Origin of the sequence: Sphingopyxis sp. (assembly GCF_034380315.1) — a bacterium.
Lineage (GTDB): Bacteria > Pseudomonadota > Alphaproteobacteria > Sphingomonadales > Sphingomonadaceae > Sphingopyxis.
This window is the reverse complement of sequence record NZ_JAXMPB010000004.1, coordinates 246,896-272,861: the sequence shown is the minus strand read 5'-3', so window position 1 is coordinate 272,861 and position 25,966 is coordinate 246,896. Positions and strand designations below refer to the sequence as shown.

The window sequence follows — 25,966 nt, the reverse complement described above, 5'->3', positions numbered from 1 at the left end:
AAGCAAACATCCCCAGCCGAACCGATTCCATCCATGCACTTGTCCACAGGGGACAAATTTTATCCACAGGCTGTGAAGAAGGGGGACAAGATGGTGCGACTCTGGACCGTCCCATCGGTGCTGCAGAGTCAATATGTTGGCAAAAGCGGCGCTTGTGCCTAAAGCCACGCTGTCCACCCGACAACAAACCACCACATTATCTTTAAATATATTATGAAGAGAGAAAGAGGGGCCGCGTGAAGGCGTCACCGAAGAGCTTGCTGGCAACGCTGCATGGGGTGCGGCAGGATCGACCCGCCATGTGGCTGATGCGCCAGGCGGGGCGTTATCTTCCCGAATATCGCGCTTTGCGGGAAACCAAGGGCGGTTTTCTCGAACTTTGCTATGATCCGGAGGCGGCCGCCGAGGTGACATTGCAACCGATCCGCCGTTTCGGTTTCGACGGTGCGATCCTGTTCTCCGATATTCTCGTCATTCCGCACGCGCTGGGTCAGGATTTGTGGTTCGAGGCGGGCGAGGGGCCACGACTTGCCCCGCCGCTGGTCGACCATGCGCTGGCCTCGCTTGCCGCGGCGCCCCAGCGGCTCGACCCGGTTTATGCGACCGTATCGCGGGTCGCGGCATCGCTGCCTTCCGAAACGACGTTCCTGGGCTTCGCCGGCAGTCCCTGGACGGTCGCCACCTATATGATCGCCGGTGCGGGTTCAAAGGACCAGTCGGCAGCGCGGCGGCTTGCCTTTGGCGATCCAGCGGCCTTTCAGGCGATCATCGATGCGATCGTCGATCTGACCGTCACCTATTTGGCGGGGCAGATTGAAAATGGCGTCGAGGCGGTGCAACTGTTCGACAGTTGGGCCGGCAGTCTGAGCCCGGCACAGTTCGAGCAATGGGTCGTCGCGCCCAATGCCGAGATTGTTCGCCGATTGAAGGCGCTGCATCCCGATACGCCGATTATCGGCTTTCCCAAGGGGGCGGGCGGCAAGCTTCGCGCCTATGCCAGCGAAACCGGGGTCGATGCGATCGGTCTGGACGAAACGGTCGATCCGGCCTGGGCGAACGCCAGCTTGCCCGGCGATTTGCCGGTTCAGGGCAATCTTGACCCGCTGGCGCTCGTCGCTGGCGGCGAAGCGCTCGACCGGGCGGTCGACCGCATCCTTGCGGCCTTCCCCGATCGCCCCCATATCTTCAACCTCGGTCATGGCATCGTGCCGGACACGGCCATTGCCCATGTGGAACATCTGATCAGGCGCGTACGGGGCGGATAAGATATGGCGGACTGGATCGGATTTCTGGGGGTAACGATGCTTTGGGTGAAGGCGGCGCACGTGATTTTCGCCATTTTTCTGATGGCGGGCCTGTTCATGATGCCGCGTTTTTTCGTCTATCACCATCAATGCCCCGTCGGGTCCGATGAAGATGCCAAATGGATCGAGCGCGAGGATCGTCTGCGCCGCATCATCCTGAATCCGGCCCTGGTCATCCTGTGGGTGCTGGGGCTGATATTGGCATTCAATGGTGGTTATTGGACGCAGGGCTGGTTCCATGCGAAATTTGCCGTCGTTCTGGCATTGTCGGGCTATCACGGCTGGGCCATCGGATATTTCAAGAAGTTGAAGCGGGGCGAGCGGCCGCTGACCGAAAAACAGCTTCGTCTGCTCAACGAGGTTCCGGGCGTTGCCGCGGCGGTGATCGTCATTCTGGCAGTCGTCCGGCCCTTTTGATTCATCGCCCGATTTGGCCGCTGCGGCGCGAGCCGATTGACTTGAAACCGGCCCGGTTATAGGGGCCGATCAACCCCGTTTCGTGCGGGCGGCGCATTCTGGGCGCCGATGCTATCAGAACGGTCGTCCCCCGGCCGGATAGGCACCGGCAGGTGCGACCGATTGAAGATAATATTTTCCCGAATTTTCAATATCCTGGAATCCATCCATGCATCTTAAAGAACTAAAGACGAAATCGCCCGCCCAGCTGGTGGAAATGGCCGAAGAGCTGGGTGTCGAAGGCGCGTCGACGCTGCGCAAACAGGATCTGATGTTCTCGATCCTGAAAGAGCTGGCCGAAGAGGGCGAGGAAATCATCGGATCGGGAACGATCGAGGTGCTTCCCGACAGCTTCGGTTTTCTCCGCTCGTCGGACGCCAATTATCTGGCCGGTCCCGATGACATCTATGTCTCGCCCAACCAGGTTCGCAAATATGGTCTGCGTACCGGCGACACGGTCGAAGGCGAAATCCGCGCACCGCGCGACGGCGAACGTTATTTTGCGCTGACCAAGCTGATCAGCGTCAATTTCGACGATCCCGAAGTCGTCCGTCACCGCGTCAATTTCGACAATCTGACGCCGCTGTATCCGAACCAGAAGCTGTCGCTCGATACCGTCGATCCGACCGTCAAGGACAAGTCGGCGCGCGTCATTGATCTGGTCAGCCCGCAGGGCAAGGGACAGCGCGCGCTGATCGTGGCGCCGCCGCGCACCGGTAAGACGGTGCTGCTTCAGAACATCGCCAAGGCGATCACCGACAATCACCCCGAGGTGTATCTGATCGTCCTGCTTGTCGACGAACGTCCCGAGGAAGTCACCGACATGCAGCGCAGCGTGAACGGCGAGGTCGTATCGTCGACCTTTGACGAACCCGCGACGCGCCACGTCCAGGTGGCCGAGATGGTGATCGAAAAGGCCAAGCGCCTGGTCGAGCACAAGAAGGACGTCGTCATCCTGCTCGATTCCATCACCCGCCTTGGCCGCGCGTACAACACGGTTGTACCGTCGTCGGGCAAGGTGTTGACCGGCGGTGTCGATGCCAATGCGTTGCAGCGTCCGAAGCGCTTTTTCGGTGCCGCCCGCAATATCGAGGAAGGTGGATCGCTGTCGATCATCGCGACCGCACTGATCGACACCGGCAGCCGCATGGACGAGGTGATCTTCGAAGAGTTCAAGGGCACGGGCAACAGCGAAATCGTTCTCGACCGCAAGGTCGCCGACAAGCGTATTTTCCCCGCTCTCGATGTCGGCAAGTCGGGAACCCGCAAGGAAGAATTGCTGGTCGAGAAGGACAAGCTGTCGAAAATGTGGGTGCTGCGCCGCATCCTGATGCAGATGGGCACCGTCGATGCGATGGAATTCCTGCTCGACAAGATCAAGGATTCGAAAACGAACGAAGATTTCTTCGATTCCATGAATCAGTAAGTTACGGGCATGGCCGTTATCGAACACGCCCTTCTGCCGGTACGGCCGGGAATGGAGGCGGCGTTCGAAGCGGCTTTTGCCGAAGCCCGCCCCCTTATCGAGGCGTCACCCGGTTTTCTGGGTATCGCCATTCACCGGCCGCTGGAAAGCGGGGCCGCCTATCTGCTATTGGCACGATGGCGGTCGGTAGCCGATCATCGCGATGGTTTCCGAATGTCGGATCGCTATCGGCGATGGCGTGCGCTGCTCCATCCATTTTATGACCCTGTTCCCGAGGTCAATTATTTCGGAGAAGATATTTGATGCTCGAGTTTCTGACACAGGCAGCCGCAGCGGCGCAGGGTTTTGGCGGACCCGGCGGCATGTGGGACCATATCGTCAATGATTTTTCCAATATCACGGAGCCAGCCGCTTTCGCGGCGTTCCTGCAGGTATTGATGATCGACATCGTGCTGGCGGGCGACAATGCGATCGTCGTCGGCGCGCTGGCCGCCGGCTTGCCGGCCGATCAGCGCAAGAAGGTGATCATGATCGGCGTCCTTGCGGCGTTGGTGTTGCGTATTGCCTTTGCGCTTGTCGTGACCCAGCTCATGCAGATCGTCGGGCTGATTTTCGTCGGCGGCCTGCTGCTGATCTGGGTGGCATGGAAAATGTGGCGCGAACTGCGCGATGGCGCGCATTCGGCCGGTTCGCCCGAAATCGAGGGTGACGAACATTCGGGCCTGAAGCCCGCCAAGAGCTTTGCCGGGGCGGCCTGGGCGGTTGCGGTCGCCGACGTCAGCATGAGCCTCGACAATGTGCTCGCCGTCGCCGGTGCGGCGCGCGATCATCCGGGAATCCTGATTGTCGGCCTGATCTTTGCTGTCGCCCTGATGGGCGTCGCCGCGAACATCATCGCCAAATATATCGAGCGCTATCGCTGGATCGCCTACATCGGCCTTGCCGTGATCGTCTATGTTGCCTTCAAGATGATCTATGAAGGCTGGATCGATCCTGCGGTCGGCATGGGCACTTTGTTCAGCTGAACTGCCTGAACCGAAACGGAAGAGCCGGTCTCGCAAGAGGCCGGCTTTTCTTTTGGGTGTTTCACCCCCATCTGGGGGTCATGGCCCGACTTCATTTGACCCGCGTTGCCGTCGGCTGTGCTGATTACCCGGCGCTTGCCCGGCGCATCGAAACCTATGCCAGCGATGGCGAAATTCGCTTTCCGACGCGGTTTCGACCGAAGCGCGCCGAGGAATTGATAGGTGGCAAGCTGCACTTCATCGTCCGCCACACGCTGGTCGGGCGGGTCGAGATCCTGCGCTTTGAGGATCGTTCCGACGGGCGGATCGATATTGTTTGCGCCGCCCGGCTCGAGCGGCTTCATCCACAGCCGAAACGTGCCCATCAGGGCTGGCGTTATCTGACCGAGGAGGACGCGCCCAAGGGGAGCGATGATGACAGCGGCGTCGGCGACCTGCCGCCCGCCCTGTATCGGGAACTGGCCGAACTGAGCTTGATCTGAGTACGTGCAACCCCGTGAGGGAAGGCACGGCCTCCCCGATACCGGAGAGGCCGTGACAATGGGTCAGCGAGGGCTTTTCCGATCGCCGGTCTATCCGGCCTGTGCGGACAGCGTCGCGGCCATTTTCTCCCACACTTTGTTCACCGCCTTGAGCGGGCGGATCATCACCTTGAAATCGACGATCTGTCCCGCGTCGTTCCAGCGGATGAGGTCGACGCCATTGATGTGGATACCATCGAGCTGGGTCTGGAATTCAAGACAGGCCTGATTGCCCTCGCTGATCTCGCGCAGATAGCGAAAATCGTCACCGCCCAGCGCGTGGCTGGCGGCGTAGAGATAGGCGAAGACCTTTTCGCTTCCTTCCTGCGGCGTGTGGACGACCGGCGAGTGGAACACCGCATCGGCGGCGATCATCGCGCGCAGGGCCTCCGCATCGCCATTTCCCGCGATATAGGCGTGCCAGGCCGCGAGGCCGCGATGTCCGCTCATGCGAGATGCTCGGAGAAAAAGGCATGGGTGCGCCCGTCAGCAAGCCTGGCTCCGGCATCGTCGCGGCGATTGCCGCTGGTTGCTGCAAAGCCATGATCCAGGCCGACATAGTCGTGCAGCGTCACCTTGGGATGCGGATCGAGCCCCGCATGGATGCGGGCCTGAGCGGCTTCGTCGACCAGATGATCGGCGGTCGGGATATGCAGCATCAGCGGGTGGGCGATGGCATGGCTCTCATCGAGCATCTGGTCGATCATGACGCCATAATAGCCAACCGATGCGTTGATGTCGGTCCTCGTCGCCGCCATATATGCCAGGCGGCCGCCAAGGCAGAAACCGACGCATCCGACCTTTTCGGCACCCTGGCTGCGCAGCCAGCGGATCGCCGCCTCGATATCCTTTACCCCGTCGTCGGCGTCATATTGCCCGAAATATCCGAAGGCCTGTTGCAACTCGGCCTCGACGTCGGGATCGAGTTCGGCGCCCGGTGCAAAGCGCCAGAAGAGATCGGGCGCAATGGCAAGATATCCCTCCGCCGCCCAGGCATCGCATTTTTCGCGGATACCGGCGTTGACCCCGAATATTTCGGGGATGACGATGATCGCACGATTACTGTCCGCATCGGGGCGCGCGACATAGGCCGGAATCTGGCCTTCAGTGTCGAAAGCCGGGATGTGAATGTTGGTGGCGGACATGAAGGGGGCTCTCCTGCTCTTGCTTATTGGCGATGAAAGCGCAAAGCTAGCGGGCGAGAGGGCGCGGCTCAAGCGGCTTGCCTTGGCTTTTGGTGGCAGGAGATAAGGCATTGAAATTCAACATTGAAATCGATTGTACGCCCGAAGAGGCCCGGCGGCTTTTCGGTTTGCCCGATCTGGAGCCGCTGCATGACATCTATCTTGGCCGCGTGAAGGAATTGATGGCGAAGGGGATCACGCCCGACATGGTCGAGGCGATGGTCAAAAGCTGGGCGCCAATGGGCGAAGCCGGGCTGGGACTGGTCCAGTCGCTGCTCGGTCAGTTTGGCGGCGGGCTGATGGGTGGGGCGCGGCCTTCGTCGCCCAAATCGGATGACAAGCCCGAGGCGCGGGGGCGCAAGAGCTGACCCAAGCGGAAACCATCGATACGATTTTCGCCCTGTCGAGCGGGATGCCGCCGGCGGCCATTGCCGTCGTGCGCGTCAGCGGGCCGCTTGCCGGATCGGCGCTTGCGGCGCTGGCTGGGCGGCTTCCGGCGCCGCGGCACGCGGGGTTGGCCGACCTGCGCGATTCCGATGGTCAGCCGCTCGATCGCGCGCTGACGCTGTGGTTTCCAGGCCCGGCTACGGCGACGGGCGAGGATCTGGCGGAGTTTCATCTGCACGGCGGCCGGGCGGTGATCGCGGCGGTCGAGGCGGCGCTGGCGGCGATGCCCGGACTGCGCCGCGCCGAAGCGGGGGAATTTACCCGCCGCGCCTTCCTGAACGGACGGATCGATCTCGCCGAAGCCGAGGGTCTGGCCGATCTGCTGGCCGCCGAAACCGAGAGCCAGCGGATTCAGGCGCTTGGCATGGCCAGCGGGCATGTTTCGCGCGCGGTCGCAGTCTGGCAGGACCGCTTGCTCGCCCTGATGGCGAAGGCCGAGGCCGAACTAAATTTTGCCGATGAGGATGATGTCGGCGCCTATGACCTGTCGGCGCGCCAGTTGGTCGACGGGATGGGGGCTCTGGCCGTCGATCTCGACCGATGGCTGGCGCGGCCGGTGGCAGAGGTGATCGCCGAGGGTCTGTCGGTGGTGATCGCCGGACCGCCGAACGCCGGAAAATCGACGTTGATCAATGCCCTGGCTCAGCGCGAGCTGGCGATTGTTTCGCCGATTGCCGGAACGACGCGCGATGTTATCGAAACGCCGCTGGCGCTGGACGGTATCGCGATGCGCTTTTCGGATACGGCCGGAATGCGCGGAGAAGGCGCCGATGCAATCGAAGCCATCGGAATCGACCGCGCGCGTGCCGCGGTGATGGCCGCCGATATCCTCCTTTGGCTAGGCGACCCCGAGGCGGTCCCCGACCATCCGCGCCATATTCTGATCGCGGCGCAGGCCGACCGCTGGCGCGGCGACACGGCGGCCGAGGCCGCTGCACGCCGGAGCGACCTAATTTTATCCGCGGCGACGGGGGAGGGGATGGAGGAACTCCACCGCCAGATCGTCGCGATGGCCCGGACGCTGCTTCCCCGCGAGGGAGAGGCGGTGCTGCGCCAGCGTCAGCGCGCGGCGCTGGCGGATGCGAGGGAATGGCTGACAATCGAAGCGGGTTCGCGTGAGGAAGAGGATATGATCCTGCTCGCCGAACGGCTGCGGCTTGCGGCCGCCGCGCTGGATCGCATAACGGGGCGTGCCGGAGTGGAGGATATGCTCGACGCGCTGTTCGGGCGTTTCTGTATCGGCAAGTGACTGTTCCACGTGAAACATCGCTGATGTGGACCGGCTGGCCCGTTTGGGGTAAAGGCGCGCCCAATCATGGACAGCAGCAGCATTTTTGATGTCATCGTCGTTGGCGGCGGGCACGCCGGGACCGAAGCCGCGGCAGCGGCTGCGCGTCTTGGTGCAAGCGTGGCGCTGGTCAGTTTCGATCCCGCGCTGATCGGCACAATGTCGTGCAACCCGGCCATTGGTGGACTGGGCAAAGGCCATCTGATGCGTGAGGTCGATGCCCTCGACGGCTGGATGGCGCGCGCTGCTGACGCAGCGGCGATTCATTATCGCATGCTCAACGCATCGAAAGGGGCGGCGGTGCAGGGGCCGAGGATCCAGGCCGACCGAATGCTCTATCGCGATGCGATCCAGGCGCTGCTCGCGGGCGAAGAGAAGATTCGGGTCGTGTCGGGCGAGGCTGCCGCGTTGACCTTGTCCGCCGACGGATCGCGGGTGGATGGGCTGGAACTGGGTGACGGTTCGAAGATCGCTGCGTCGGCCGTGGTGCTGGCGACCGGAACCTTTCTGGGCGGAACGCTGTTCCGCGGTGAGGAAAGGATGGCCGGTGGGCGGATCGGCGAGGCGGGCGCCCACCGACTTGCCGAACAGTTGCGCGGTGCGAGCCTGCCGATGGCGCGGCTCAAGACCGGAACACCCCCGCGACTGGATGGCCGGACGATCGACTGGGCGATGCTCGAGGAACAGCCGTCGGATGATGGCGATTGGACCTGTTCCACGTGGAACAGAGAGCGCACGGTCCCGCAGATATTTTGCGCCATCACGCGCACCAACGAGGCGTCACATCGCATCATAGCGGACAATCTGCACCGATCACCGCTGTTCACCGGGGCCATCGGAGCGGCGGGACCGCGCTATTGCCCGTCGATCGAAGACAAGATTCACCGCTTCGCCGATCGCGACGGCCACCAGGTCTTTCTGGAACCAGAAGGACTGAACACCCACCTTGTCTATCCCAACGGGATTTCAACCTCACTCCCAGCCGATGTTCAGCTCGCGATGCTGCGGACGATGAAGGGGCTGGAATCGGTCGCCATGGTGGTTCCGGGTTATGCGGTGGAATATGATCATATCGATCCGCGTGCGCTCGACCGGACCTTGCAGGTTCGCGGGATCGAGGGGCTTTACTGCGCCGGGCAGATCAATGGGACGACCGGATATGAAGAAGCGGCGGCGCAGGGTCTGATCGCCGGCGCGAATGCGGCGCTTTCGGTCCAGCAGCGCGAACCGCTGATCCTCGATCGTTCCGAATCCTATATCGGCGTGATGATCGACGATCTGGTGCTGCAGGGGGTCAGCGAACCTTATCGCATGCTGACGGCCCGCGCCGAATATCGGCTGCGGTTGCGCGCCGACAATGCGGCGACGCGGCTGACGCCAAAAGGTATCGCGCTAGGATTGGTCGGTCGCGCGACCGCCACCCTGTTCGGTGAGCGGATGGCGGAGCAGGAGCGGGCTGGGGTGCTGCTCGATTCTGTTGTGGCCAGCGCGGACTATCAGGCGATCGGGATCGCCATTCCCGGCGATGGCGTCGCGCGAAAGCGTATCGATTTGCTTCGCTATCCCGGCGTGACGATGGAAACGCTGGTCGCGCTGGAATCCGAGCTGGCCACGATCGATCCGGCCATTCTGGCCGAACTTGCCGAGGATGCGCATTATGCGCCTTATATCGCGCGGCAGGATGCCGAACTGCGCGCCCTGGCGGCGAATGAGGCGATCACCCTCGACCCTGAGCTCGACTATATGGCGATCGGCGGCCTGTCGCGCGAAATGGTCGAGCGGTTGTCCAAGGCTCGGCCCGAAACATTGGGGCAGGCGGCGCGGATCGATGGTGTGACTCCCGCCGCGCTGACCGCGATCATGGTTCACAGCAGGCGGCGTGCAGCCTGATCATTTCGGGCAAGCTCCAGATCTCGTCGCCTTTCACCGGCGGCGTCCTGGCGTTTGGAGCGCGCGAACGGGCAGACAGGGAGGGGCATCGGTCGCATGGTCCGCTTGTCGAGTGATTGTGGGCGTTGACACCGAATGCGGCAGCGATGCGAATGGCGGCGGATGATAGAGAGAGCGGTATGACCGAAGGTCTGGACAGTATGATTCTCGATAATGAAGATGCGGCGCGGGCATGGCTTCGCGCGGTCTTTGATCCGATCCCGACCCAGTGGCAGCAACTCGAACGCTTTGCGGCCATGCTCGTCGCCGAGAATGAGCACCAGAATCTGATCGCGAGTTCGACCGTTTCGGCGCTGTGGGTGCGCCATATCGCCGACAGCGCCCAGCTTTTGAGCCTCGATCGCGAGGGCGAAGGACTTTGGCTTGATCTGGGAAGCGGACCCGGGCTGCCGGGAATCGTCGTTGCGATCTTGAGCAACCGACCAATATTGCTGGTCGAATCGCGCAAGCGACGCTGCGACTTTCTTCGCGCCGTGATTGCCGAGTTGGGCCTTGGCCATGTGGAGGTGGCGGAAGCACGGCTCGAAACGCTGAGCACGGTTCCGGCGGCCACCATCAGCGCACGCGCCTTTGCTCCGCTCGACCGCTTGGTCGACTTATCCTCTCGTTTTTCCACCGAATCGACATGTTGGTTGCTGCCAAAGGGGCGAAACGCAGCTAAGGAACTTTCCTTGTTGCCGCCGACGTGGCAAAGATTGTTCCACGTGGAACACAGCCGCACCGACGTCGACAGCGGAATATTGGTCGGACGCGGGAAAATTGGCCCGAAACAGCGAGGAAAGCGATGATCCGCATAGCCGTGGCGAACCAGAAGGGCGGGGTCGGCAAGACGACGACCGCAATCAACCTCGCCACCGCGCTCGCCGCAACAGGGTGGCGGACGCTGATTATCGACCTCGATCCGCAGGGAAATGCTTCGACCGGGTTGGGAATTGCGCAGGCCCAGCGTGAATATTCCAGCTATGAATTGCTGCGCGGCGATGCTTCGATCGCCGAGTGCGCGGTACATACGGCGGTGCCGCGGCTCGACATTGTACCTGCCACGGTCGATCTGTCGGGAGCGGAGATCGAACTGATCGAGTTCGGCGACCGTTTGCACCGTCTGCAGCAGGCATTGTCGAGCGCCGAAGCGGGCCAGTGGGACATTTGCCTGATCGATTGTCCGCCGTCGCTTGGAATGCTGACGCTCAATGCGTTGATCGCTGCCGAATCGCTCATCGTGCCGCTGCAATGCGAGTTTTTCGCGCTCGAGGGGTTGAGCCAATTGCTCACGACCGTCGAACGGGTTCGCGGGCGATTCAATCCGCAGCTGTCGATCCTGGGGGTTGCGTTGACGATGTTCGATCGTCGGAACCGGCTGACCGACCAGGTGTCCGATGATGTGCGCGAATGTCTGGGGCCGGTGGTGTTCGAAACGGTGATTCCGCGCAATGTCCGTCTGTCGGAGGCGCCGAGCCATGGTTTGCCCGCGTTGATCTATGACCATCGCTGCCCAGGATCGGCGGCCTATATCGCGCTGGCGCGCGAGTTGATCGACCGCCTGCCCAATGTTCGCAAGGCTGCATAAATGTCGGAAAATAAAGACGAAATTTCACCAGCCACGGCGCGCAAGCGGCCATCGGGGCTGGGCCGTGGATTGAACGCGCTGTTCGGCGATGCCGCGGTCGAAGCGCCGGTGCTGGCGAGCCCAGGTTCGGCGGTAAAGCCCGCTCCGGTTGCGGGCGATTCGGTGCAGCATGTCGATGTCGGGGCGATTCATCCGCTTCCGGGCCAGCCGCGTCGTCATTTTGACGAAACAGCGATTGCGGAACTGTCCGAATCGATCGCCGCGCGCGGGTTGCTCCAGCCGATCATCGTCAGGCGTGCACCCGATGGACCAGGATATCAGCTGGTTGCCGGTGAACGGCGCTGGCGCGCGGCGCAACGCGCGGGGCTTCATCAGATCCCTGCGCTGGTTCGTGAGTTGGACGATGCCGCGACCTACGAGATCGCGCTGGTCGAGAATATTCAGCGGCAAGACCTGAACGCGATCGAAGAAGCGAGTGCCTATCGCAAGCTGATCGAGGATTTCGGGCATAATCAGGAAGCGCTTGCGCGATTGGTCGGAAAGTCGCGCAGCCATGTCGCCAATCTGATGCGGCTTCTCGACCTGCCTGCTTCGGTGCAGGATCTGGTCGGTGACGGATCGCTGGCCATGGGACATGCGCGGGCGTTGATAGGGGCCAGCGGGGCCGAGGCCATCGCTCGCCGGATAGTCAAGGAAGGCTTGTCGGTCCGCGCGGTCGAAGCGCTTGTCCGCGACAACCGCGAAGGCGGTGGTCGCAAGGGCTCCACCGAAGCAAGGAGCCTGGATAGCGGCCGGGATCCCGACATCGTTGCGGTCGAACGCCATCTGTCCGAACTGCTGGGGATCGGTGCCACGATCCAATATGCGGGCGATGGCAAGGGGGCGTTGACGCTGAAATTCGCATCGCTCGACCAGCTCGACATGATCTGTCAGCGGCTGTCCGGCGAATCGATCTGACCCTCCCTCAGATTGGACGACGAACGGTGCATCCCTTCCCTCGTTCGAACGGCCAAGCGGCGCCTGGCAGCTTCGCCGATCGACGGCTGGAATCGGTGCGGATTTCATTTAACCATATGGAAATGATAGAAATTATTGGTCGATTCAATCGGTATCCTAATGTGCTGTTAACTATGGTTGTCGGCAAAAGTTGAACAGATGGTCCGCTATGAGCGGCGATGAATGGGGTGGGATTTCCATTCGGACTATGACTGTTCAAGGGACCAAAATATGCGCAAATTGAAAATGACGCGCGCCGTTGCCGGCGCGGTACTGGCTGTTGCCGTTATGCAGGCGCCGTCGGCGCAAGCCGCAACGGCCACGGGTACGGCGAAGGCGAAGATCCTGCGCCAGATTACGCTGACGAATACCAGCGACCTCAACTTCGCGACGGTCATCAGCGGCGGATCGGCTTCGACCGTCACCGTGGCGACCGATGGCGCCGCGACTTGCGGAACCGGCCTGACCTGTACCGGAACCACGACGGCCGCCAACTTCAACATTCAGGGCACGAACAATGCTGTTGTTCTGGTCGGTGGCGACTCGAGCGTGACGCTGACTGGATCGCTGGGCGGTACGATGAGCGCGTCGCTCGACTATTCGGCCAGCTCGGTGACGCTGACCAATGGCCCCGGTACCGTCGGCGGCAGCTTTCAGGTCGGCGGGGTATTGAGCGTCGGCCTGAACCAGGCGTCGGGTGACTATTCGGGCACCTTCAATGTAACGGCCAATTATCAGTAAAAATTGGGGGGAAGGCGCGCCGCGACCTGCGCGCCGACCAATGTGGGGCCGCCGGGCATATCCGGTGGCCCCCTTTTTGTGCCGCTGATGGCGGTTAGCGAAATATCAACCATGTTGGGGCAGGCAGAAGGCGACCAGATGGTGCGGTGGGGATCGCGCCGGACAACGATTGTGGGGATCGTATCCATGTTGCGTTTTTTGCGGGGCCTTGGCCTCTTTCTGACCCTGTTCATGCCATTGTCGTCGGCGCAGGCCGCCGGCGATCTGCTTGTGGCGCCGACACGCCTGATTCTCGACGGATCCAGAGGCACCGAAGTGGTGCTGAACAATATCGGCGTTGCGCCGGCAACCTATCGAATCAGTCTGGAAATCAAGCGGATGACGGCGGAGGGCGGGCTGGACGAAATCGCCGAAGCCGATGCGACCGCCGAGGAGCGGGCGGCGCTCGACATGATCGTCTTCAGCCCGCGCCGCGTGACCTTGCCGCCGAACCAGCCGCAGGTGATCCGTGTCGGTGTCCGGGTTCCGGAAGGGCTTGCAGCAGGCGAATATCGGGCCCACATGCTGTTCCGCGCGGTGCCCGATGCGGCGCCAGTGACGGAACCGAAGGGCGCGTCGGGCGGTGTCTCGATCGCCATCACGCCGATCTATGGCATCACCATTCCAGTGATCGTCCGGGTCGGGGACCTGAGCGCCGTGGCATCCATCGGCGAGGCATGGGTCGAAGAGACGGCGGACGGGGCGGCATTCACCTTCGACCTGCGCCGCGAAGGGGGACGGTCGGTCTATGGAGACATAGAGGTGACGCGCCCGGGGTTGGCCGCGCCGTTGCTGACCGCGCGGGGTATAGCCGTCTATCCGGAGATAAACGAACGCACGGTGTCGCTTCGCGTGCCGCCCGAACTGGCCCGGACGCTGAAAGGGCCGGTACACATTCGCTACAGCGAGGATCGCGAAGTCAGCGGCGGCACGATCGATGCGGTCGATCGGGTGGTGAAATAGGCCGCGCGGCCGGTCTGGCGGGCCTTGGCCGTGATCGCCCAAGCATCTTGTCGGCAGCGCGGGCGCGCCAGATCGATCCTGGCGGCAGCCGTGCTTGCGTTCGCGCTCTTGATTGCCGGCGGCGTCAAGGCGGCGCCGCTTGAGCAACATGCCCCGGTTGCGGATGGGTGGGTGCCCAATGACGATGATGGCTGGCTGTTCGATGTGCGGTCGGGGCAATATCGACTTGGCGATGGGGTGCGCGGTTATCAGACGCCGCAAGGCATATGCGTCGATCTGGCTGATATGGTGCTCGCGCTTGATCTTGGCGTGCGCGTTGACAGGAAGTTGCGCCGCGCAACCGGATGGGTTCTTGACGAACGGCGCAGCCTGACCATCGATCGCGATGTGGGCGAAGTGCGGCTGGGAAATGAGCGGATTCCGATTGCAGCCACGGACATTCGCGATACTTCGGCGGGGTGGTGCGTCGATCTGGGGCGCCTTTCGCGTTGGTTCGGCATACCGTTTACCGCTGATCTGTCGAATGCGGTGCTCCGCATCGACAGCAAGGAAAAGCTGCCCTTTCAATTGGCGGCGGAGCGCCGCGCGCGCGCCGCGTCGATCCGCCCCGCGGCGGCATCGTTCGATCTTGAAAGCTTGCCGCGCGCCGAGCGTCCCTATGGTAACTGGGCCGCGCCGTCGGTCGATGTGGCCGCTTCGATCGGGTTCCTTTCCGATCGTCGTGGCCAGACGCGCACTCCGGCGCGATATGAGGTCTTTGCTGCGGGAGAGGTCGCCCGCCACAGTTTCGACGCGCGGCTGTCGTCCGATGAATCGGGCGTTCCGGACAGTTTGCGCTTGCGGCTGTATCGCACCGATCCGGAAGGGCATTTGCTCGGTCCGCTACACGCCACCCACTATGGTGCCGGCGATGTCATGCTGCTTTCGACCGGAATCGTCGCGCAGTCGACGCCGGGACGCGGCGCGCTGATCACGAACCGCCCCGTCGAACGGCCCGACAGTTTCGATCGAACCAGCTTTCGCGGCGACCTTCCCAGCGGCTGGGACGCCGAGCTTTACCGCAATGGACAGTTGCTTGCGTTCACGGCGCCCAATGGAGAAGGGCGATATGAATTCGTCGACGTGCCGCTTCATTATGGGGCCAATCGCTTTGAAATCATCCTCTATGGCCCCCAGGGTCAGATTCGTCGCGAAATTCGCGAGATGCAGGTCGGGATGGATTCGATCCCGCCGCAGAAGACCTGGTACTGGGCGGGGTTCGCTCAGGAAAATACGGACCTTGTCGCGTTCGGGGATCGGCGGCGCGGTGCGTTTCGTCGCGGATGGCGCGGGACTTTGGGGATTGAGCGCGGGATCGACACGCGAACGTCAGTCGCGGCCTATGCCCACAGCCTGATGATCGAGAATCTCCGCCGTAACTATGCGGAAGGAGCGCTGCGCCGTTCGATCGGACCGACTGTGTTGGAAATCGCCGGGGCATGGTCCGACGACGGTGCGATGGCGGCCCGTGCGAGCTGGCTCGCGGCCTTTGGCGAAACCTATATCCGGGCGGACGCACTACGGGGATGGAACGGCTTTGTTTCCGACCGTTTTGCCGGAGATATCAAGGAACTATATTCGGTATCGGTCGATCAGTCGGTGAAATTGGGCCGCGCCGTCCTGCCGGTGCATTTCGATATCCGGCATACCGGGCGATTGTCGGGCATATCCAGTCTGGAAGCGAGTGCGCGGGCGTCGGCGAGCCTGCGCGCCGTCAGCTTCACCGGTCAGATCGACTGGAGCCGCAGTCATAATCCCTTTGGACCCGACCCGCCCGACAATCTGACCGCAAGCTTGCTCGCCAATGCCCGCATCGGCCGCGTTCGCCTGCGCGGCGAGGCGCGTTTTGCCCTGTCGGGCAATAATTCCGACACGCGCGCCGCGGTCATTGGCGAATGGGCAGGGAAGGGCGATGCCGAATGGCGGGCCGAACTGGGTTATGATCGAGGTTTGGCAAGGGCGCGTGCCGGCCTTGGCTATACGCGGCGTTTCGAGCGGTTCCAGCTCGGAGGATTTGGTGAAGTGGCGAGCGACGGATCGGTCGCGGCGTCGCTGTCCTTTGCTATCAGCCTGGGGCCGCAGGCGGGCGGAGGATGGCGCCTGTCGAGCAAAAGGCTGGCGAGCCGGGGGCAAGTCACCGCCGAGGTGTTCATGGATGACAATGGCGACGGCATCCGCCAGGCGAATGAGGCGGCGGTGAAGGATGTTCCGCTTACCGCCGGCCGCGCCTTTGCCGATGCCGCAACCGATAGCCGCGGGCGGGCCTCGATCGACGGGTTGGAGCCGTTTCAACCCGTGATGATCGGCGTCGATGCCGGCGGTCTTCCTAACCCCTTTGTTCAGCCTGTTCTGCCAGGTGTCATGGTTACGCCGCGTCCCGGGGTAGCGATCAAGGTCGCCCTCCCGATGTCGGTGGCGGGCGAAATCGAGGGAGTGATCCGGCGTGATGGAGGCAACCCCGTTGCGGGATTGACGCTGGAGCTGGTCGATGCCGAGGGGCGCGTTCGGGCGTCGACGCTGACCGAGTTCGACGGATATTTCCTTTTCGAAAGCGTCGCTTATGGCCGCTACACTGTCCGACCATTGCGAAAGGCAGCGACTGCGCTGCGATTGGATTCCAGCTTTGCCGTTGCTGCGGCGCCGGGAAAGACCACCCCGCGGGTGCGGTTGGGTACGCTGGTTTTGAAGCCGCCCGTGGGTGCGGCGGCGGATCGCGAGCGAAGGTCGCCCGATGATGGAATCGGCGCGCGTGGACCACCGGGGGAGGTCGCCGTCGGGCGTTGAACCAAGAAATCCGGCCACCTGGGGAGAGACAGGCGGCCGGAAAGCGGAGCTTCAGCTATGCTGGGGGCCGGAGGCGTCGTCCAGAAGCTGGCCTCGCAGCGCCGCCGGGCGGTTTCCGCAGCGCTCGACATAGGCGTCGATGGCGGCGCTCGGAGGAAAGGCGCTCCGCGCAAAGGCGAGGGCGCTGGCGACCAACAGATCGACGGCCGAATAATCGTCGCCCATCAGATAGGGGGCTTTCGCCAACGCCGCCTCGATACGGTGAACCGCCGCTTCATACTGCCGCCTTTTCATCGGCGATCCATCGAGTTCGTCCATTATGGCGGCGAACATCGCCGGTTCCATCTCGGCGGCGTACCACAATGCCCATGTCAGATAGTCGCCACGCTGGGCGTCGTCGGGGGACGGGGCCAGGCCGGCCGCAGGAAAGGCATCGCAAAGATACAGAATGATCGCGACCGATTCGGCGACCACTCGCCCGTCATGCTCGATCGCGGGAACCCGCTTGTCAGGGTGCGGGTTGGCCGGATCCGGTGATCCGTCGCCGGTCATCGGACGAAAGATCGACACCGGGCGTATCTCGTACGGAACACCCAATTCTTCCAACAGGCTGAGGATTCGCGTCGAGCGTGATTGAGGCGCGTGATAGAGGGTGATCATTGGTATTTGCTCCATTTTTTCCAAGTCGACGCTCTCAAGGATTGACGACAGGCGGTCTTTAGGAGAACCCTACTGACAGCATTCTGTCAGTAGGGTTTCGATGATGCGGCGAGCCGACCGACTATTTCAGATCATCCAGCTGTTGCGCCGTTCGTCGCGACCGGTGACCGCGGCGGAAATGGCCGCGGAACTGGAGGTATCGGTCCGCACGATCTATCGCGATGTCGCGGACCTGATTGGCCAACGGGTGCCGATCGCGGGGGAGGCGGGCTTCGGTTACGTCCTCGATGATGCCTATGACATGCCGCCGCTGATGCTTACGTCGGATGAGGTCGAGGCGGCGGTGCTGGGCGCGCAGTGGGTGGCGGCGAACGGCGACGTCGTGCTTGCAAATGCGGCGCGCGACCTGATCGCAAAGATATTGGCGGTGGTACCCGAACAATTGCGCCCGATGATCACGGCGCCCTCCATGTCGGCACGGCCACCGTTTCAAAAGCTGAATGACGGCATCGACATCGTCCGCCTGCGGCAGTGGATACGGACAGGGGGCAAGGTCCGCATATCCTATCGCGACGAGGAAGGCGCGGAGAGCGAACGGGTGATCTGGCCGATTATCATCGGATATTTCGACAACCGCCGGACGATCGCCGCCTGGTGCGAGAAACGGCAGGATTTCCGCAGTTTTCGAACCGACCGTGTCGTCGAGGCCGCATTTCTGGATGAAAAATATCCAGGCCCGCCGGGAGCGCTGCGGCTCCGCTGGAAACAGGCGATTCTCGACCGTTACGCGGCGCGGGAAAAGGACTGTCAGGCGGGACGGAAGCGGAGCGCCGTCCCGTTCATGCAATAGCGCTTGCCCGTCGGTTTGGGCCCGTCGTTGAATACATGGCCCAGGTGGCCGCCGCAGCGCCGACAGTGCACTTCGGTCCGCGGATAGCCGAGATCATAGTCGGTTGAGGTTGCGATCGCGCCCTTGAGCGGCGCCCAGAAGCTGGGCCAGCCGGTTCGGCTGTCATATTTGGCCGTGCTGGAATAGAGCGGCAATCCGCATCCCGCACAGGCAAATATGCCGGCGCGCTTTTCCTTGTCGAGCGGACTGGTGAACGGCCGCTCGGTTGCCGCTTCGCGCAGGACCCGATATTCGAACGGCGAGAGGCGTTTGCGCCATGCATCGTCGGACAGGCGCCAGCCCGGTTCTGCGACCGGGCGCTTGCCCCCCTTGGCGAACAGCATCGGCGCGGCAATCATCGTGCCGCCCAATGCGATGCCGCCAAGGATGTAGCGCCGTTCGATCATTGTCCTTGATACGTGGCGGGCGCGGCCGAAGTTTCAACCGGCCTCAATATTTTTCGAGTTCGACCTGCATGTGGCGATAGCCATGAACGAAGCTGGCATGGACCCGTTCGGGTTCGCCGATGACGTTCACGCGCAGGCGTCGGCGCTGCATTTCGGCGATCAGCGCGGTGAGTTGAAGTTCCGCGACACGGGCGCCCACGCAGCGGTGAATGCCATAGCCGAACGCAAGGTGGCGCCGTGCATTTTCACGGTCGACGATGATGCTGTCGCCATCAGGAAACACGCTTTCGTCGCGATTTGCCGATGCATACCACAGCGCGATCTTGTCGCGCTTGCGAATCTGATGCCCGAAGAGTTCGGTATCCTCCATTGCGGTCCGGCGCATGTGGGCGAGCGGGGTCTGCCAGCGAATGATCTCGTGCATCGCGTTGACCGCAAGTTCGGGATCATGGTTCGCCTCCAGCTTCGCGCGTTCGCCGGGGAAGCAATGAAGCCCATAGGCATAAGCGGACATGGAATTGCGCGTCGTGTCATTGCCGCCGACGATCAGCAGGATGAGATTCCCCATGAATTCTTCGTGGCTCATATGGCTCATCGCGTCGGACTGCAGCATGATCGAGATCAGGTCATGCTGTCCCGGATTGCTCGCCTTGCGGTCCCACAACTGCTTGAATGCCGCCCCCATTTCATAGGCGATGGCCAGGCGTGCCTGGCGCTGTTCGGGGGTGTTGAAGCTTTCGATGTCGCCAAGGGCGTCGGACCAGGCGGTCAATTTGTGCCGGTCTTCCCAGGGGAAGTCGAACAAGATGGCCAGCATCTGTGTCGTCAGTTCGATCGAGAGCTTTTCGACCCAGTCAAAGGGTTCGCCGATGGGGAGCGTGTCGAGGACGTCGCTGGTCCGTTTCAGCGTGTCGGCGCGCATCCGCTCGATTTCCGAAGGACCAAAGGCGGGGGCGACCGTGCGGCGCTGTGCCGTATGTTGCGGCGGGTCCATGGCGATGAACATCGGCATCGGCACTTCGCCTTCCTTCAGATGCTCGATACCGTCCCCCGCAACGGTGATGCCGCCATATTCCCAGGAGGAGGAAAAGATCTTCGGTAACGCCTCGATATGCTGAATGGGCTTGTAGGTGGTCACCGACCAATAGGGGCCGAACTTTGAATCCTCGCAATAATGGATCGGCGATTCGGCACGAAGCTGGCGCATCGGTTCCTGCCAGCGATCCTCGCTCCACAGCTCTGCGCGGCTGACGTCCAGGGGATTGACGGTTTCCGGGGCGGTACGAATCTGGGTGGCCATCTGGCTGCTCCTCTCAGGCGGCCGTCTTTGCGCGGCCAATTGGGTTGCAGAATGCCACTATTTACAACTTTGTCAACGCGGCCGACGGGCCGAAACTGTTTCCCCTACGGTCAACGGCTTGCGCGGTCGATCAGCCCCCCTTTCGGCGTTGCCAGAACTTCCAGTCGCTGCGCCCGCTGAGCACGCCGGCGCGAAAAAGGCGCACCGAAATGAAAATGACGAGGGCAACCCACAGTGCCTGCCAGCCAAGCGCGAGCAGGTGGATCCCGCGTGCCTCGTCGGTCGCCGCGCGCGCGGCCATCGCCAGCGGCGAGGAAAAGGGAATGGCCTGTGCCACGGCGGCAAGCGTTGTTCCCGGCGCACTGGCGGCCGCCGACGACAGGCTGAACATGCCGACCTGGAAAATGGTGATCGGAAGGCTCAGCATCTGAATCTCGCGCACCGTGGCTGCCTGGGCGCCGACGCCCAGGAACACCGCGCCGAGCAGGAGAAAGGACATGACAAAATAAAGAAACCCGATCGCGAGGAAAAAGGGCCAACCCGTCGCGGGCGTCGCGATGGCCATGGCTCCGGCTTTGGTCGCGGTTCCCGCAGCGGCCAGGGCGGCCGGATCGGCGCTGAAAAGCGAGACCAGGCCGCCGCCGAGCGCCATCGCAAGCCAGAAAACGATAAAGAGAATGGCGACGCCGAGCAGGCCGAGCAGCTTGCCGAGAAAAACGCTTTCCAATGGGACTGCGGCGGCGAGGATTTCGATCACCTTATTGCCTTTTTCCTCGGCCAGCGACCCGACAGTCTGGCCGGCGAGAAGGATGGTAAGCAGGAAAATGACGAATACCGCGCTAAAGCCGATCGACTGTTGCGCGGCGATGCTGGTTCCGCCGTTCGCCATGCTTTCGAAACGCGGCCGGGTCGGGGGCAGTTCGCCCGCTGCCCGGCTGATCCGTATTTCACTGGCGAGAAGCGCCAGATATCGTCCGGCGCTCGACCCCGCCTGGCGTTCGACGATATGCGGATTGGCGAGCGGACCGCGCATCACCGCGAGCGTGTCGCTGCCCTTTTCGGCGGCGATCGCTGCGGCATCCACGGGCGCAGAGCCCGCGATGCGCAGTTCAAGCTTGGGCGGTTCGCGACCGAATCCGGCGCGCAGGCGAAGATCGGCGTCGCGTGCCGCCTGCATGTCAGGGGCGTCGACGACCGCAACGATGCGTCCTGCGCCCCGCGCACTGTCGGCGAGCTGCGATGCGCCCATTCCCCCGACGGCGCCCATGCCGAGCATGAACAGAGGTGCCAGCAGAAAGATCAGGAAGGTCGGGGTCGCGACGATCGCCAGAAAGTCTCGGCGCGCGATGACGAACATATTCTTGATGAAGGGCGTCATGCGGCGGCCTCGTCGATGGCGTCGCTCTGGGGATCGGCGTTGAAAGCGCCGTCGACCTGCCGAACGATATGAACGAAGGCGTCATGGAGCGCCGGGCGGACGATCGACAGGCCGGCGACGCCGACATGGCCGGCGGTGATGCGCGCGAGCAGGGGCTCGATCGCGTCGTCGCTGATCGGGAAATGCCATGCATCGCCGATCCGCTCGGCGCCGTGGGGCAGCAGCGCGGCGACCGTATCGGGCGCAACGTCGGCGCGCGGCGTATAGCGCACCTGCATCGGCAACAGCGCGCGCGCCTCGTCCACCGTCCCTTCGAAGCGGCGCTGCGACCGCGCGATGATCGCCAACCGGTCGCACAGTCTTTCGGCATGCGCCATCACATGGGTAGAGAAGAGGATGGTGGCGCCGCGTTCGCGTTCGCGCCGCACCAGCATTTCCAGACGTTCCTGATTGACCGGATCGAGTCCCGAAAATGGTTCGTCGAGGACGATCAGGTCGGGGGCATGGACGATCGATCCGATGAGCTGGATCATCTGGGCCATGCCCTTGGACATTTTGCGGATTTTCTCGTCGATCACCCGTTCCAGGCCGAGTTCGGCCATGAAGGTGGCGGCACGGCGTCGCCCCTCTGCCCAGTCGAGGCCGCGTAGCGCGCCCATGAAGGCAATTGCCTCGCGCGCTTTCATGCCGGGATACAGGCCGCGCTCTTCGGGCAGATAGCCGATGCGATGGCGAACGGCCTGGGGCCGGCGATCGCCAAAGATGCGGCTTTCGCCGGCATCGGGATCGATAATGCCCAGCGTCATGCGCAGCGTCGTCGTCTTTCCGGCGCCATTGGGGCCGAGCACGCCATAGATGCTGCCCCTGGGGACGAGAAGCGTGACGTCATCGACGGCCTTGAAGGAGCCGAAAAATTTTGTGAGGCCGCGCGCCTCGACACTGAGGTCGGTCAAATAGGAATTCCCGAACTTGCTGTTTCGCAGACTATGGCACGCCAGAGCCCTTGCCGTATAGAGCGCCAATGGTTGCCGAAGCCTTGCCCTCACTCGAACAGCGGCTCGAAGACGTCGCACGCGCGCATGGCTTTGCGGCGTTCGGCATCGCCGACGCCGGTGCGGCGCCGCTGACCGCCGCGCGGCTCGATGCCTGGTTGGCCGACGGATGCCATGGCGATATGATCTGGATGGAAAGCCGCGCCGCGCAACGCGGGTCGCCGCAGGGACTATGGCCCGACGTGCGTTCGGTCATCGCGCTGGGCATGAGCTATGCCCCGGCGCATGACCCGTTGGTGCTGGCCGAACATCCCGACCGCGGCCGAATCTCGGTCTATGCGCAGGGCGGCGACTATCACGACACGGTCAAGAAGGCGCTGAAAGCGGTCGCGCGCTGGCTGGTCGCCGAAGCCCCCGGTGCCGAGGTAAAGGTGTTCGTCGACACAGCGCCCGTGATGGAAAAACCGCTGTCGGCGGCGGCCGGACTTGGCTGGCAGGGCAAGCACACCAATCTGGTCAGCCGGGACCACGGCAGCTGGCTGTTCCTGGGCGCCATTTACACCACGCTCGACCTGACGCCCAGCACAGCGTCGCGGGACCGGTGCGGCAGTTGCTCGGCCTGTCAGGATGCCTGTCCGACGCAGGCCTTTCCCGCCCCCTATCGCCTCGATGCACGCCGCTGCATTTCCTATCTGACGATCGAGTATGACGGGCCGATACCGGACGAGTTTCGCGCCGCGATCGGCAATCGCGTCTATGGCTGCGACGATTGCCTGGCCGTGTGCCCGTGGAACAAATTTGCCGACACAGCGGCCCGTCATCGCGCCTTTCTTCCCCGCGGCGAACTGGTCGCGCCGTCGCTTGCCGATCTGCTGGCGCTCGACGATGCGGGATTCCGGCAGATATTTGCGGGATCGCCGATCAAGCGCATCGGCCGGAACCGCATGGTACGCAACGCGGCGATCGCGGCCGGGAACAGCGGCGACCGGCGGCTTTGCTCGGTGCTGGAGCAGCTGGTCGAAGATGAAGCCGACGTGGTTGCCGAGGCGGCGCGCTGGGCGCTGGGCCGGTTGGCACCATGACGCCACGCCGCTTGGGAGCGACGGTTTTCTAGCGGCGGAGGGCCTGAGCGCAGCCGTCGACACCGGCATCGCGGCCATCGGGAGTCCGGGCATCGACATGGGTGGCAACCGGTGTCGCACCTGCGCGCGGCGCATAGAAATAGATGTCGAGGGTGCAGCTGCTGCCCGCGAACTGCATCTTGCGGCCCGCACCTTCCTTCACGTCCAGCCGAGGCGAACCGAACAGGCGGCCGATCGCGTCGGCGCTGGTGCCGATCAGGCTGTTGTTCTGGACCGGTTTGACCACCGTGGAGGGCGGTGCGGACACCGGCGGCACGGCACGCGGGACCGCTCCGCCCGCACAGCCCGCCAGGGTCAGGGCGAGGCCGAAGGCGACGATGGAATGGCGGTGACGCATCATGAAAAATCCCTGTCGTGCATTGGAAGGTCGCGCATGTGGAACAGGTGAACGGCCATAGCTGTGCTGACGATGGGCGCCAACAGATTGACGACGGGTACAAGGAAGCTTGCGGCAGACAGCAGCCCGAGCGACCAGCGGGTGCCCCGTTCGAGCGGCGCTTGGCCCGGGTGGCGCGCGCCTATCATGGCGTCGAGATCCCGGCCGAGCAGCATGGCATTGACCGCAAGGGCGAGAAGCGGCGTCCCGATTCCCGTGACAAGCAGCAGGATATAGAGCGGCAGCGCGAGTATATTCCCCAGGATCAGCCGGGCAAGCGAGGCGAGCGCAAGGGTCATGGTCCGGCGCCATCCGACATCAACCGCCCGTGATGCGGCGACCGGATAGTGGCGTCCCTCGATATCTGCGACGATCGCGTCGGCGAACAGCCCGATCACCATGATCGCAACGGCGCGAAACAGCAGCCAGCTGCCGGCGATGACAAGGACAATGACCAGCACTCCGGCCATATCGGCCTGGGCGGCGCTCAGCCAGCCTTCGCTTTGCAACAGGTGGCGGGCCAGCAGAAAGATGGCCGTTCCGGCGGCGGCGAGGATCAGCAGTGTCAGCGCCAGGCTTTGCAGGAGGATCGCCAGGCCGCGCGGGCTCGCAACGTCGCGAAGGGCCAGGAACAGGGCGGGCAGTACGCGGACCATCGATGGAGGGATGCGCGGCGCCGGATGCTACGTCAAGCGCGCCGCTTGCCTTGGCAGCGCTGCGCCCCTAAGGCCGCGCGCAGCTTTTTCAGCCAGGACAGGATATTTCATGGCCCCTCCCGCCCGTTTCGACATTATCGCCATCGGCAATGCGATCGTCGATGTCATCGCCCGCGCTGACGATGCCCTGATCGATGCAGAAGGGCTGACCAAGGGGTCGATGCGGTTGATCGATGCGGTCGAGGCAGAGCGCCTCTATGCCGCGATGGGGCCGGCGGTCGAAATGTCGGGCGGCAGCGCCGCGAACACTTTGGCGGGCATGGCAGCGCTGGGGCAGCGCTGCGCCTTTATCGGCCAGGTCGCTGACGATCAGCTTGGCCATGTGTTCACCCACGACCTGCGGGCGCTGGGCGTTGCTTATGACACGCCGGCGCTGAGTGCCGGGGCTCCCACCGCGCGCTGCCTGATTCTCGTTACGCCGGATGGGCAGCGGACGATGAACACCTTTCTGGGGGCAAGCCACCTTCTGGAACAGGCGATGATCGCCGAAGACCGGATTGCCGCGTCCGACATCCTTTATCTGGAAGGATATTTGTGGGACCCGCCGCTGTCGCGTGCAGCGATGCGCCGCGCGATCGACGTCGCGCGTGAAGCGGGGCGCAAGGTCGCCTTTACCCTGTCCGACGCCTTCATCATCGACCGCCATGGCCCCGATTTCCGCGCGTTGATCGCCGAAGGCCTGTTCGACATTCTGTTCGCGAACGAGGTCGAGATCGGTGCGCTCGCCGAGGAAGCCGATTTCGAAACGGCCGTCGCAAAGGTTGCGGCGCAGGTGCCGTTGCTCGTCGTGACGCGCGGAGAAAAGGGAGCGATCGCGATCCGGAACGGCGAGCGAAGCGCCGTCGACGCCGAACCGATCGACCAGGTGGTCGACACGACGGGGGCGGGCGACCTGTTCGCCGCTGGTTTCCTGGCCGGCCTTGCCGAAGGACGGCCGGATGCAGAATGCCTGACGATGGGCGCCATATGCGCGCGTGAGATCATCGCGCAGGTCGGTCCGCGAGCGCAAACCGATCTCAAGGCCCGGATCGCGGCGCGGCTGGGATAGGAACCAAATGCGGCCGTGACGCGTCCTATGCCCGTTCAGCATGGGAGATGGTTTCATGGCCGACGAAATTCACACGACCCGCGATACCGACGGGAACACGCACACCACGACGATTATCGATCGCAACGAACGTCGGGGCGGCGGGATTGGCACGGGCTTGATCCTGATCGTGGCGCTTGCCGTCGCGGCCTTTGTCGCCTTTCAGTTTCTGGCCAATGACAAGGCCGAAACCGGCGCGGTAACGGAAGCCGCGCAAAAGGTAGGCAATGCAGCGGAAGACATTGGCAATGCCGCGCAGGACGCCGTGAAGCAGCAATGACAATCGGGG

The 25,966-nt window shown here is 63.2% G+C and carries 28 protein-coding genes; 19 read left to right on the top strand and 9 right to left on the bottom strand.

The window, feature by feature from the left end:
- Positions 1-236: 236 nt before the first annotated feature.
- From hemE to U0S50_RS09445, 6 genes are all read left to right on the top strand, one after another.
- Positions 237-1,265, top strand: a complete 1,029-nt coding sequence (hemE, locus tag U0S50_RS09470; RefSeq protein WP_322308529.1) for a uroporphyrinogen decarboxylase — start codon at positions 237-239, stop codon at positions 1,263-1,265.
- 3 nt (positions 1,266-1,268) lie between these two features.
- On the top strand, positions 1,269-1,721 hold the full coding sequence (locus U0S50_RS09465) for a CopD family protein (RefSeq protein WP_416194978.1): 453 nt from the start codon (positions 1,269-1,271) through the stop codon (positions 1,719-1,721).
- A gap of 208 nt (positions 1,722-1,929) precedes the next feature.
- Positions 1,930-3,186 carry a transcription termination factor Rho gene (rho, locus tag U0S50_RS09460; RefSeq protein ID WP_322308528.1) on the top strand — a complete coding sequence of 419 codons (1,257 nt, stop codon included), beginning with the start codon at positions 1,930-1,932 and terminating at the stop codon, positions 3,184-3,186.
- 9 nt (positions 3,187-3,195) lie between these two features.
- A complete protein-coding gene (locus U0S50_RS09455; RefSeq protein ID WP_322308527.1) occupies positions 3,196-3,489 on the top strand; it encodes an antibiotic biosynthesis monooxygenase family protein in 294 nt (97 codons plus the stop codon).
- A complete protein-coding gene (locus tag U0S50_RS09450; RefSeq protein WP_322308526.1) occupies positions 3,489-4,211 on the top strand; it encodes a TerC family protein in 723 nt (240 codons plus the stop codon). Before U0S50_RS09455 ends, U0S50_RS09450 begins: the two co-directional genes overlap by 1 nt.
- Positions 4,212-4,291: 80 nt before the next feature.
- Positions 4,292-4,693 (top strand): DUF1489 family protein, encoded by a 402-nt coding sequence (locus U0S50_RS09445; protein WP_322308525.1) that lies wholly within the window; start codon positions 4,292-4,294, stop codon positions 4,691-4,693.
- A 90-nt stretch (positions 4,694-4,783) separates the two neighbouring features.
- Here U0S50_RS09445 and U0S50_RS09440 read toward each other — a convergent pair whose 3' ends face one another.
- Complete coding sequence (locus U0S50_RS09440) at positions 4,784-5,182, bottom strand: nuclear transport factor 2 family protein (RefSeq protein WP_322308524.1); 399 nt, start codon at positions 5,180-5,182, stop codon at positions 4,784-4,786.
- On the bottom strand, positions 5,179-5,877 hold the full coding sequence (locus U0S50_RS09435) for a dienelactone hydrolase family protein (RefSeq protein WP_322308523.1): 699 nt from the start codon (positions 5,875-5,877) through the stop codon (positions 5,179-5,181). Before U0S50_RS09435 ends, U0S50_RS09440 begins: the two co-directional genes overlap by 4 nt.
- Before the next feature lie 110 nt (positions 5,878-5,987).
- Here U0S50_RS09435 and U0S50_RS09430 point away from each other — a divergent pair, with 110 nt between their 5' ends.
- The 9 genes from U0S50_RS09430 to U0S50_RS09390 all read left to right on the top strand — a co-directional run bounded on the left by U0S50_RS09430 (position 5,988) and on the right by U0S50_RS09390 (position 16,730).
- A complete protein-coding gene (locus tag U0S50_RS09430) occupies positions 5,988-6,284 on the top strand; it encodes a DUF6489 family protein (RefSeq protein WP_322308522.1) in 297 nt (98 codons plus the stop codon).
- A gap of 14 nt (positions 6,285-6,298) precedes the next feature.
- Positions 6,299-7,612: a tRNA uridine-5-carboxymethylaminomethyl(34) synthesis GTPase MnmE gene (gene mnmE, locus U0S50_RS09425; protein ID WP_322308718.1), complete on the top strand. Its 1,314-nt coding sequence runs from the start codon at positions 6,299-6,301 to the stop codon at positions 7,610-7,612.
- 66 nt (positions 7,613-7,678) lie between these two features.
- Positions 7,679-9,541 carry a tRNA uridine-5-carboxymethylaminomethyl(34) synthesis enzyme MnmG gene (gene mnmG, locus U0S50_RS09420; protein ID WP_322308521.1) on the top strand — a complete coding sequence of 621 codons (1,863 nt, stop codon included), beginning with the start codon at positions 7,679-7,681 and terminating at the stop codon, positions 9,539-9,541.
- 179 nt (positions 9,542-9,720) lie between these two features.
- Positions 9,721-10,389, top strand: a complete 669-nt coding sequence (gene rsmG / locus U0S50_RS09415) for a 16S rRNA (guanine(527)-N(7))-methyltransferase RsmG (RefSeq protein WP_322308520.1) — start codon at positions 9,721-9,723, stop codon at positions 10,387-10,389.
- Entirely contained in the window at positions 10,386-11,168 is a 783-nt protein-coding gene (locus tag U0S50_RS09410) for an AAA family ATPase (protein ID WP_322308519.1), read from the top strand. Before rsmG ends, U0S50_RS09410 begins: the two co-directional genes overlap by 4 nt.
- Complete coding sequence (locus U0S50_RS09405; protein WP_322308518.1) at positions 11,169-12,125, top strand: ParB/RepB/Spo0J family partition protein; 957 nt, start codon at positions 11,169-11,171, stop codon at positions 12,123-12,125.
- 270 nt (positions 12,126-12,395) lie between these two features.
- Complete coding sequence (locus U0S50_RS09400) at positions 12,396-12,905, top strand: DUF4402 domain-containing protein (protein WP_322308517.1); 510 nt, start codon at positions 12,396-12,398, stop codon at positions 12,903-12,905.
- Positions 12,906-13,091: 186 nt separating this feature from the next.
- The gene (locus U0S50_RS09395; RefSeq protein WP_322308516.1) at positions 13,092-13,907 is read left to right on the top strand and encodes a molecular chaperone; all 816 of its coding nucleotides are present in this window, start codon (positions 13,092-13,094) and stop codon (positions 13,905-13,907) included.
- A 90-nt stretch (positions 13,908-13,997) separates the two neighbouring features.
- The gene (locus U0S50_RS09390) at positions 13,998-16,730 is read left to right on the top strand and encodes a carboxypeptidase-like regulatory domain-containing protein (protein ID WP_322308515.1); all 2,733 of its coding nucleotides are present in this window, start codon (positions 13,998-14,000) and stop codon (positions 16,728-16,730) included.
- Between the two features lie 51 nt (positions 16,731-16,781).
- Here U0S50_RS09390 and U0S50_RS09385 read toward each other — a convergent pair whose 3' ends face one another.
- The gene (locus U0S50_RS09385; RefSeq protein ID WP_322308514.1) at positions 16,782-17,390 is read right to left on the bottom strand and encodes a glutathione S-transferase family protein; all 609 of its coding nucleotides are present in this window, start codon (positions 17,388-17,390) and stop codon (positions 16,782-16,784) included.
- Positions 17,391-17,490: 100 nt separating this feature from the next.
- On the opposite strand from U0S50_RS09385, the gene U0S50_RS09380 reads away from it, so the two are divergent.
- Complete coding sequence (locus U0S50_RS09380) at positions 17,491-18,240, top strand: YafY family protein (protein ID WP_322308513.1); 750 nt, start codon at positions 17,491-17,493, stop codon at positions 18,238-18,240.
- On the opposite strand, the gene msrB is transcribed toward U0S50_RS09380, so the two are convergent.
- The 4 genes from msrB to U0S50_RS09360 form a co-directional block, all read right to left on the bottom strand.
- The gene (gene msrB / locus U0S50_RS09375) at positions 18,198-18,686 is read right to left on the bottom strand and encodes a peptide-methionine (R)-S-oxide reductase MsrB (protein ID WP_322308512.1); all 489 of its coding nucleotides are present in this window, start codon (positions 18,684-18,686) and stop codon (positions 18,198-18,200) included. The genes U0S50_RS09380 and msrB overlap by 43 nt on opposite strands.
- Before the next feature lie 43 nt (positions 18,687-18,729).
- Positions 18,730-19,986 (bottom strand): cytochrome P450, encoded by a 1,257-nt coding sequence (locus tag U0S50_RS09370; protein ID WP_322308511.1) that lies wholly within the window; start codon positions 19,984-19,986, stop codon positions 18,730-18,732.
- A gap of 130 nt (positions 19,987-20,116) precedes the next feature.
- Entirely contained in the window at positions 20,117-21,364 is a 1,248-nt protein-coding gene (locus U0S50_RS09365; RefSeq protein ID WP_322308510.1) for an ABC transporter permease, read from the bottom strand.
- On the bottom strand, positions 21,361-22,317 hold the full coding sequence (locus U0S50_RS09360) for an ABC transporter ATP-binding protein (protein WP_322308509.1): 957 nt from the start codon (positions 22,315-22,317) through the stop codon (positions 21,361-21,363). The genes U0S50_RS09365 and U0S50_RS09360 overlap by 4 nt, the downstream gene beginning before the upstream one ends.
- A 68-nt stretch (positions 22,318-22,385) precedes the next feature.
- Between U0S50_RS09360 and queG the strand changes: the two genes are divergently transcribed.
- Positions 22,386-23,438 carry a tRNA epoxyqueuosine(34) reductase QueG gene (queG, locus tag U0S50_RS09355; RefSeq protein WP_322308508.1) on the top strand — a complete coding sequence of 351 codons (1,053 nt, stop codon included), beginning with the start codon at positions 22,386-22,388 and terminating at the stop codon, positions 23,436-23,438.
- Between the two features lie 28 nt (positions 23,439-23,466).
- Here the strand turns inward: queG and U0S50_RS09350 are convergent, their stop codons facing one another.
- Complete coding sequence (locus U0S50_RS09350; RefSeq protein ID WP_322308507.1) at positions 23,467-23,838, bottom strand: hypothetical protein; 372 nt, start codon at positions 23,836-23,838, stop codon at positions 23,467-23,469.
- Positions 23,835-24,530 carry an EI24 domain-containing protein gene (locus tag U0S50_RS09345; protein ID WP_322308506.1) on the bottom strand — a complete coding sequence of 232 codons (696 nt, stop codon included), beginning with the start codon at positions 24,528-24,530 and terminating at the stop codon, positions 23,835-23,837. Before U0S50_RS09345 ends, U0S50_RS09350 begins: the two co-directional genes overlap by 4 nt.
- A gap of 109 nt (positions 24,531-24,639) precedes the next feature.
- Between U0S50_RS09345 and U0S50_RS09340 the strand changes: the two genes are divergently transcribed.
- Together U0S50_RS09340 and U0S50_RS09335 are read left to right on the top strand one after the other, a co-directional pair.
- Positions 24,640-25,638 (top strand): adenosine kinase, encoded by a 999-nt coding sequence (locus U0S50_RS09340; RefSeq protein WP_322308505.1) that lies wholly within the window; start codon positions 24,640-24,642, stop codon positions 25,636-25,638.
- Between the two features lie 55 nt (positions 25,639-25,693).
- Positions 25,694-25,957 carry a hypothetical protein gene (locus U0S50_RS09335; protein ID WP_322308504.1) on the top strand — a complete coding sequence of 88 codons (264 nt, stop codon included), beginning with the start codon at positions 25,694-25,696 and terminating at the stop codon, positions 25,955-25,957.
- Positions 25,958-25,966: the final 9 nt, after the last annotated feature.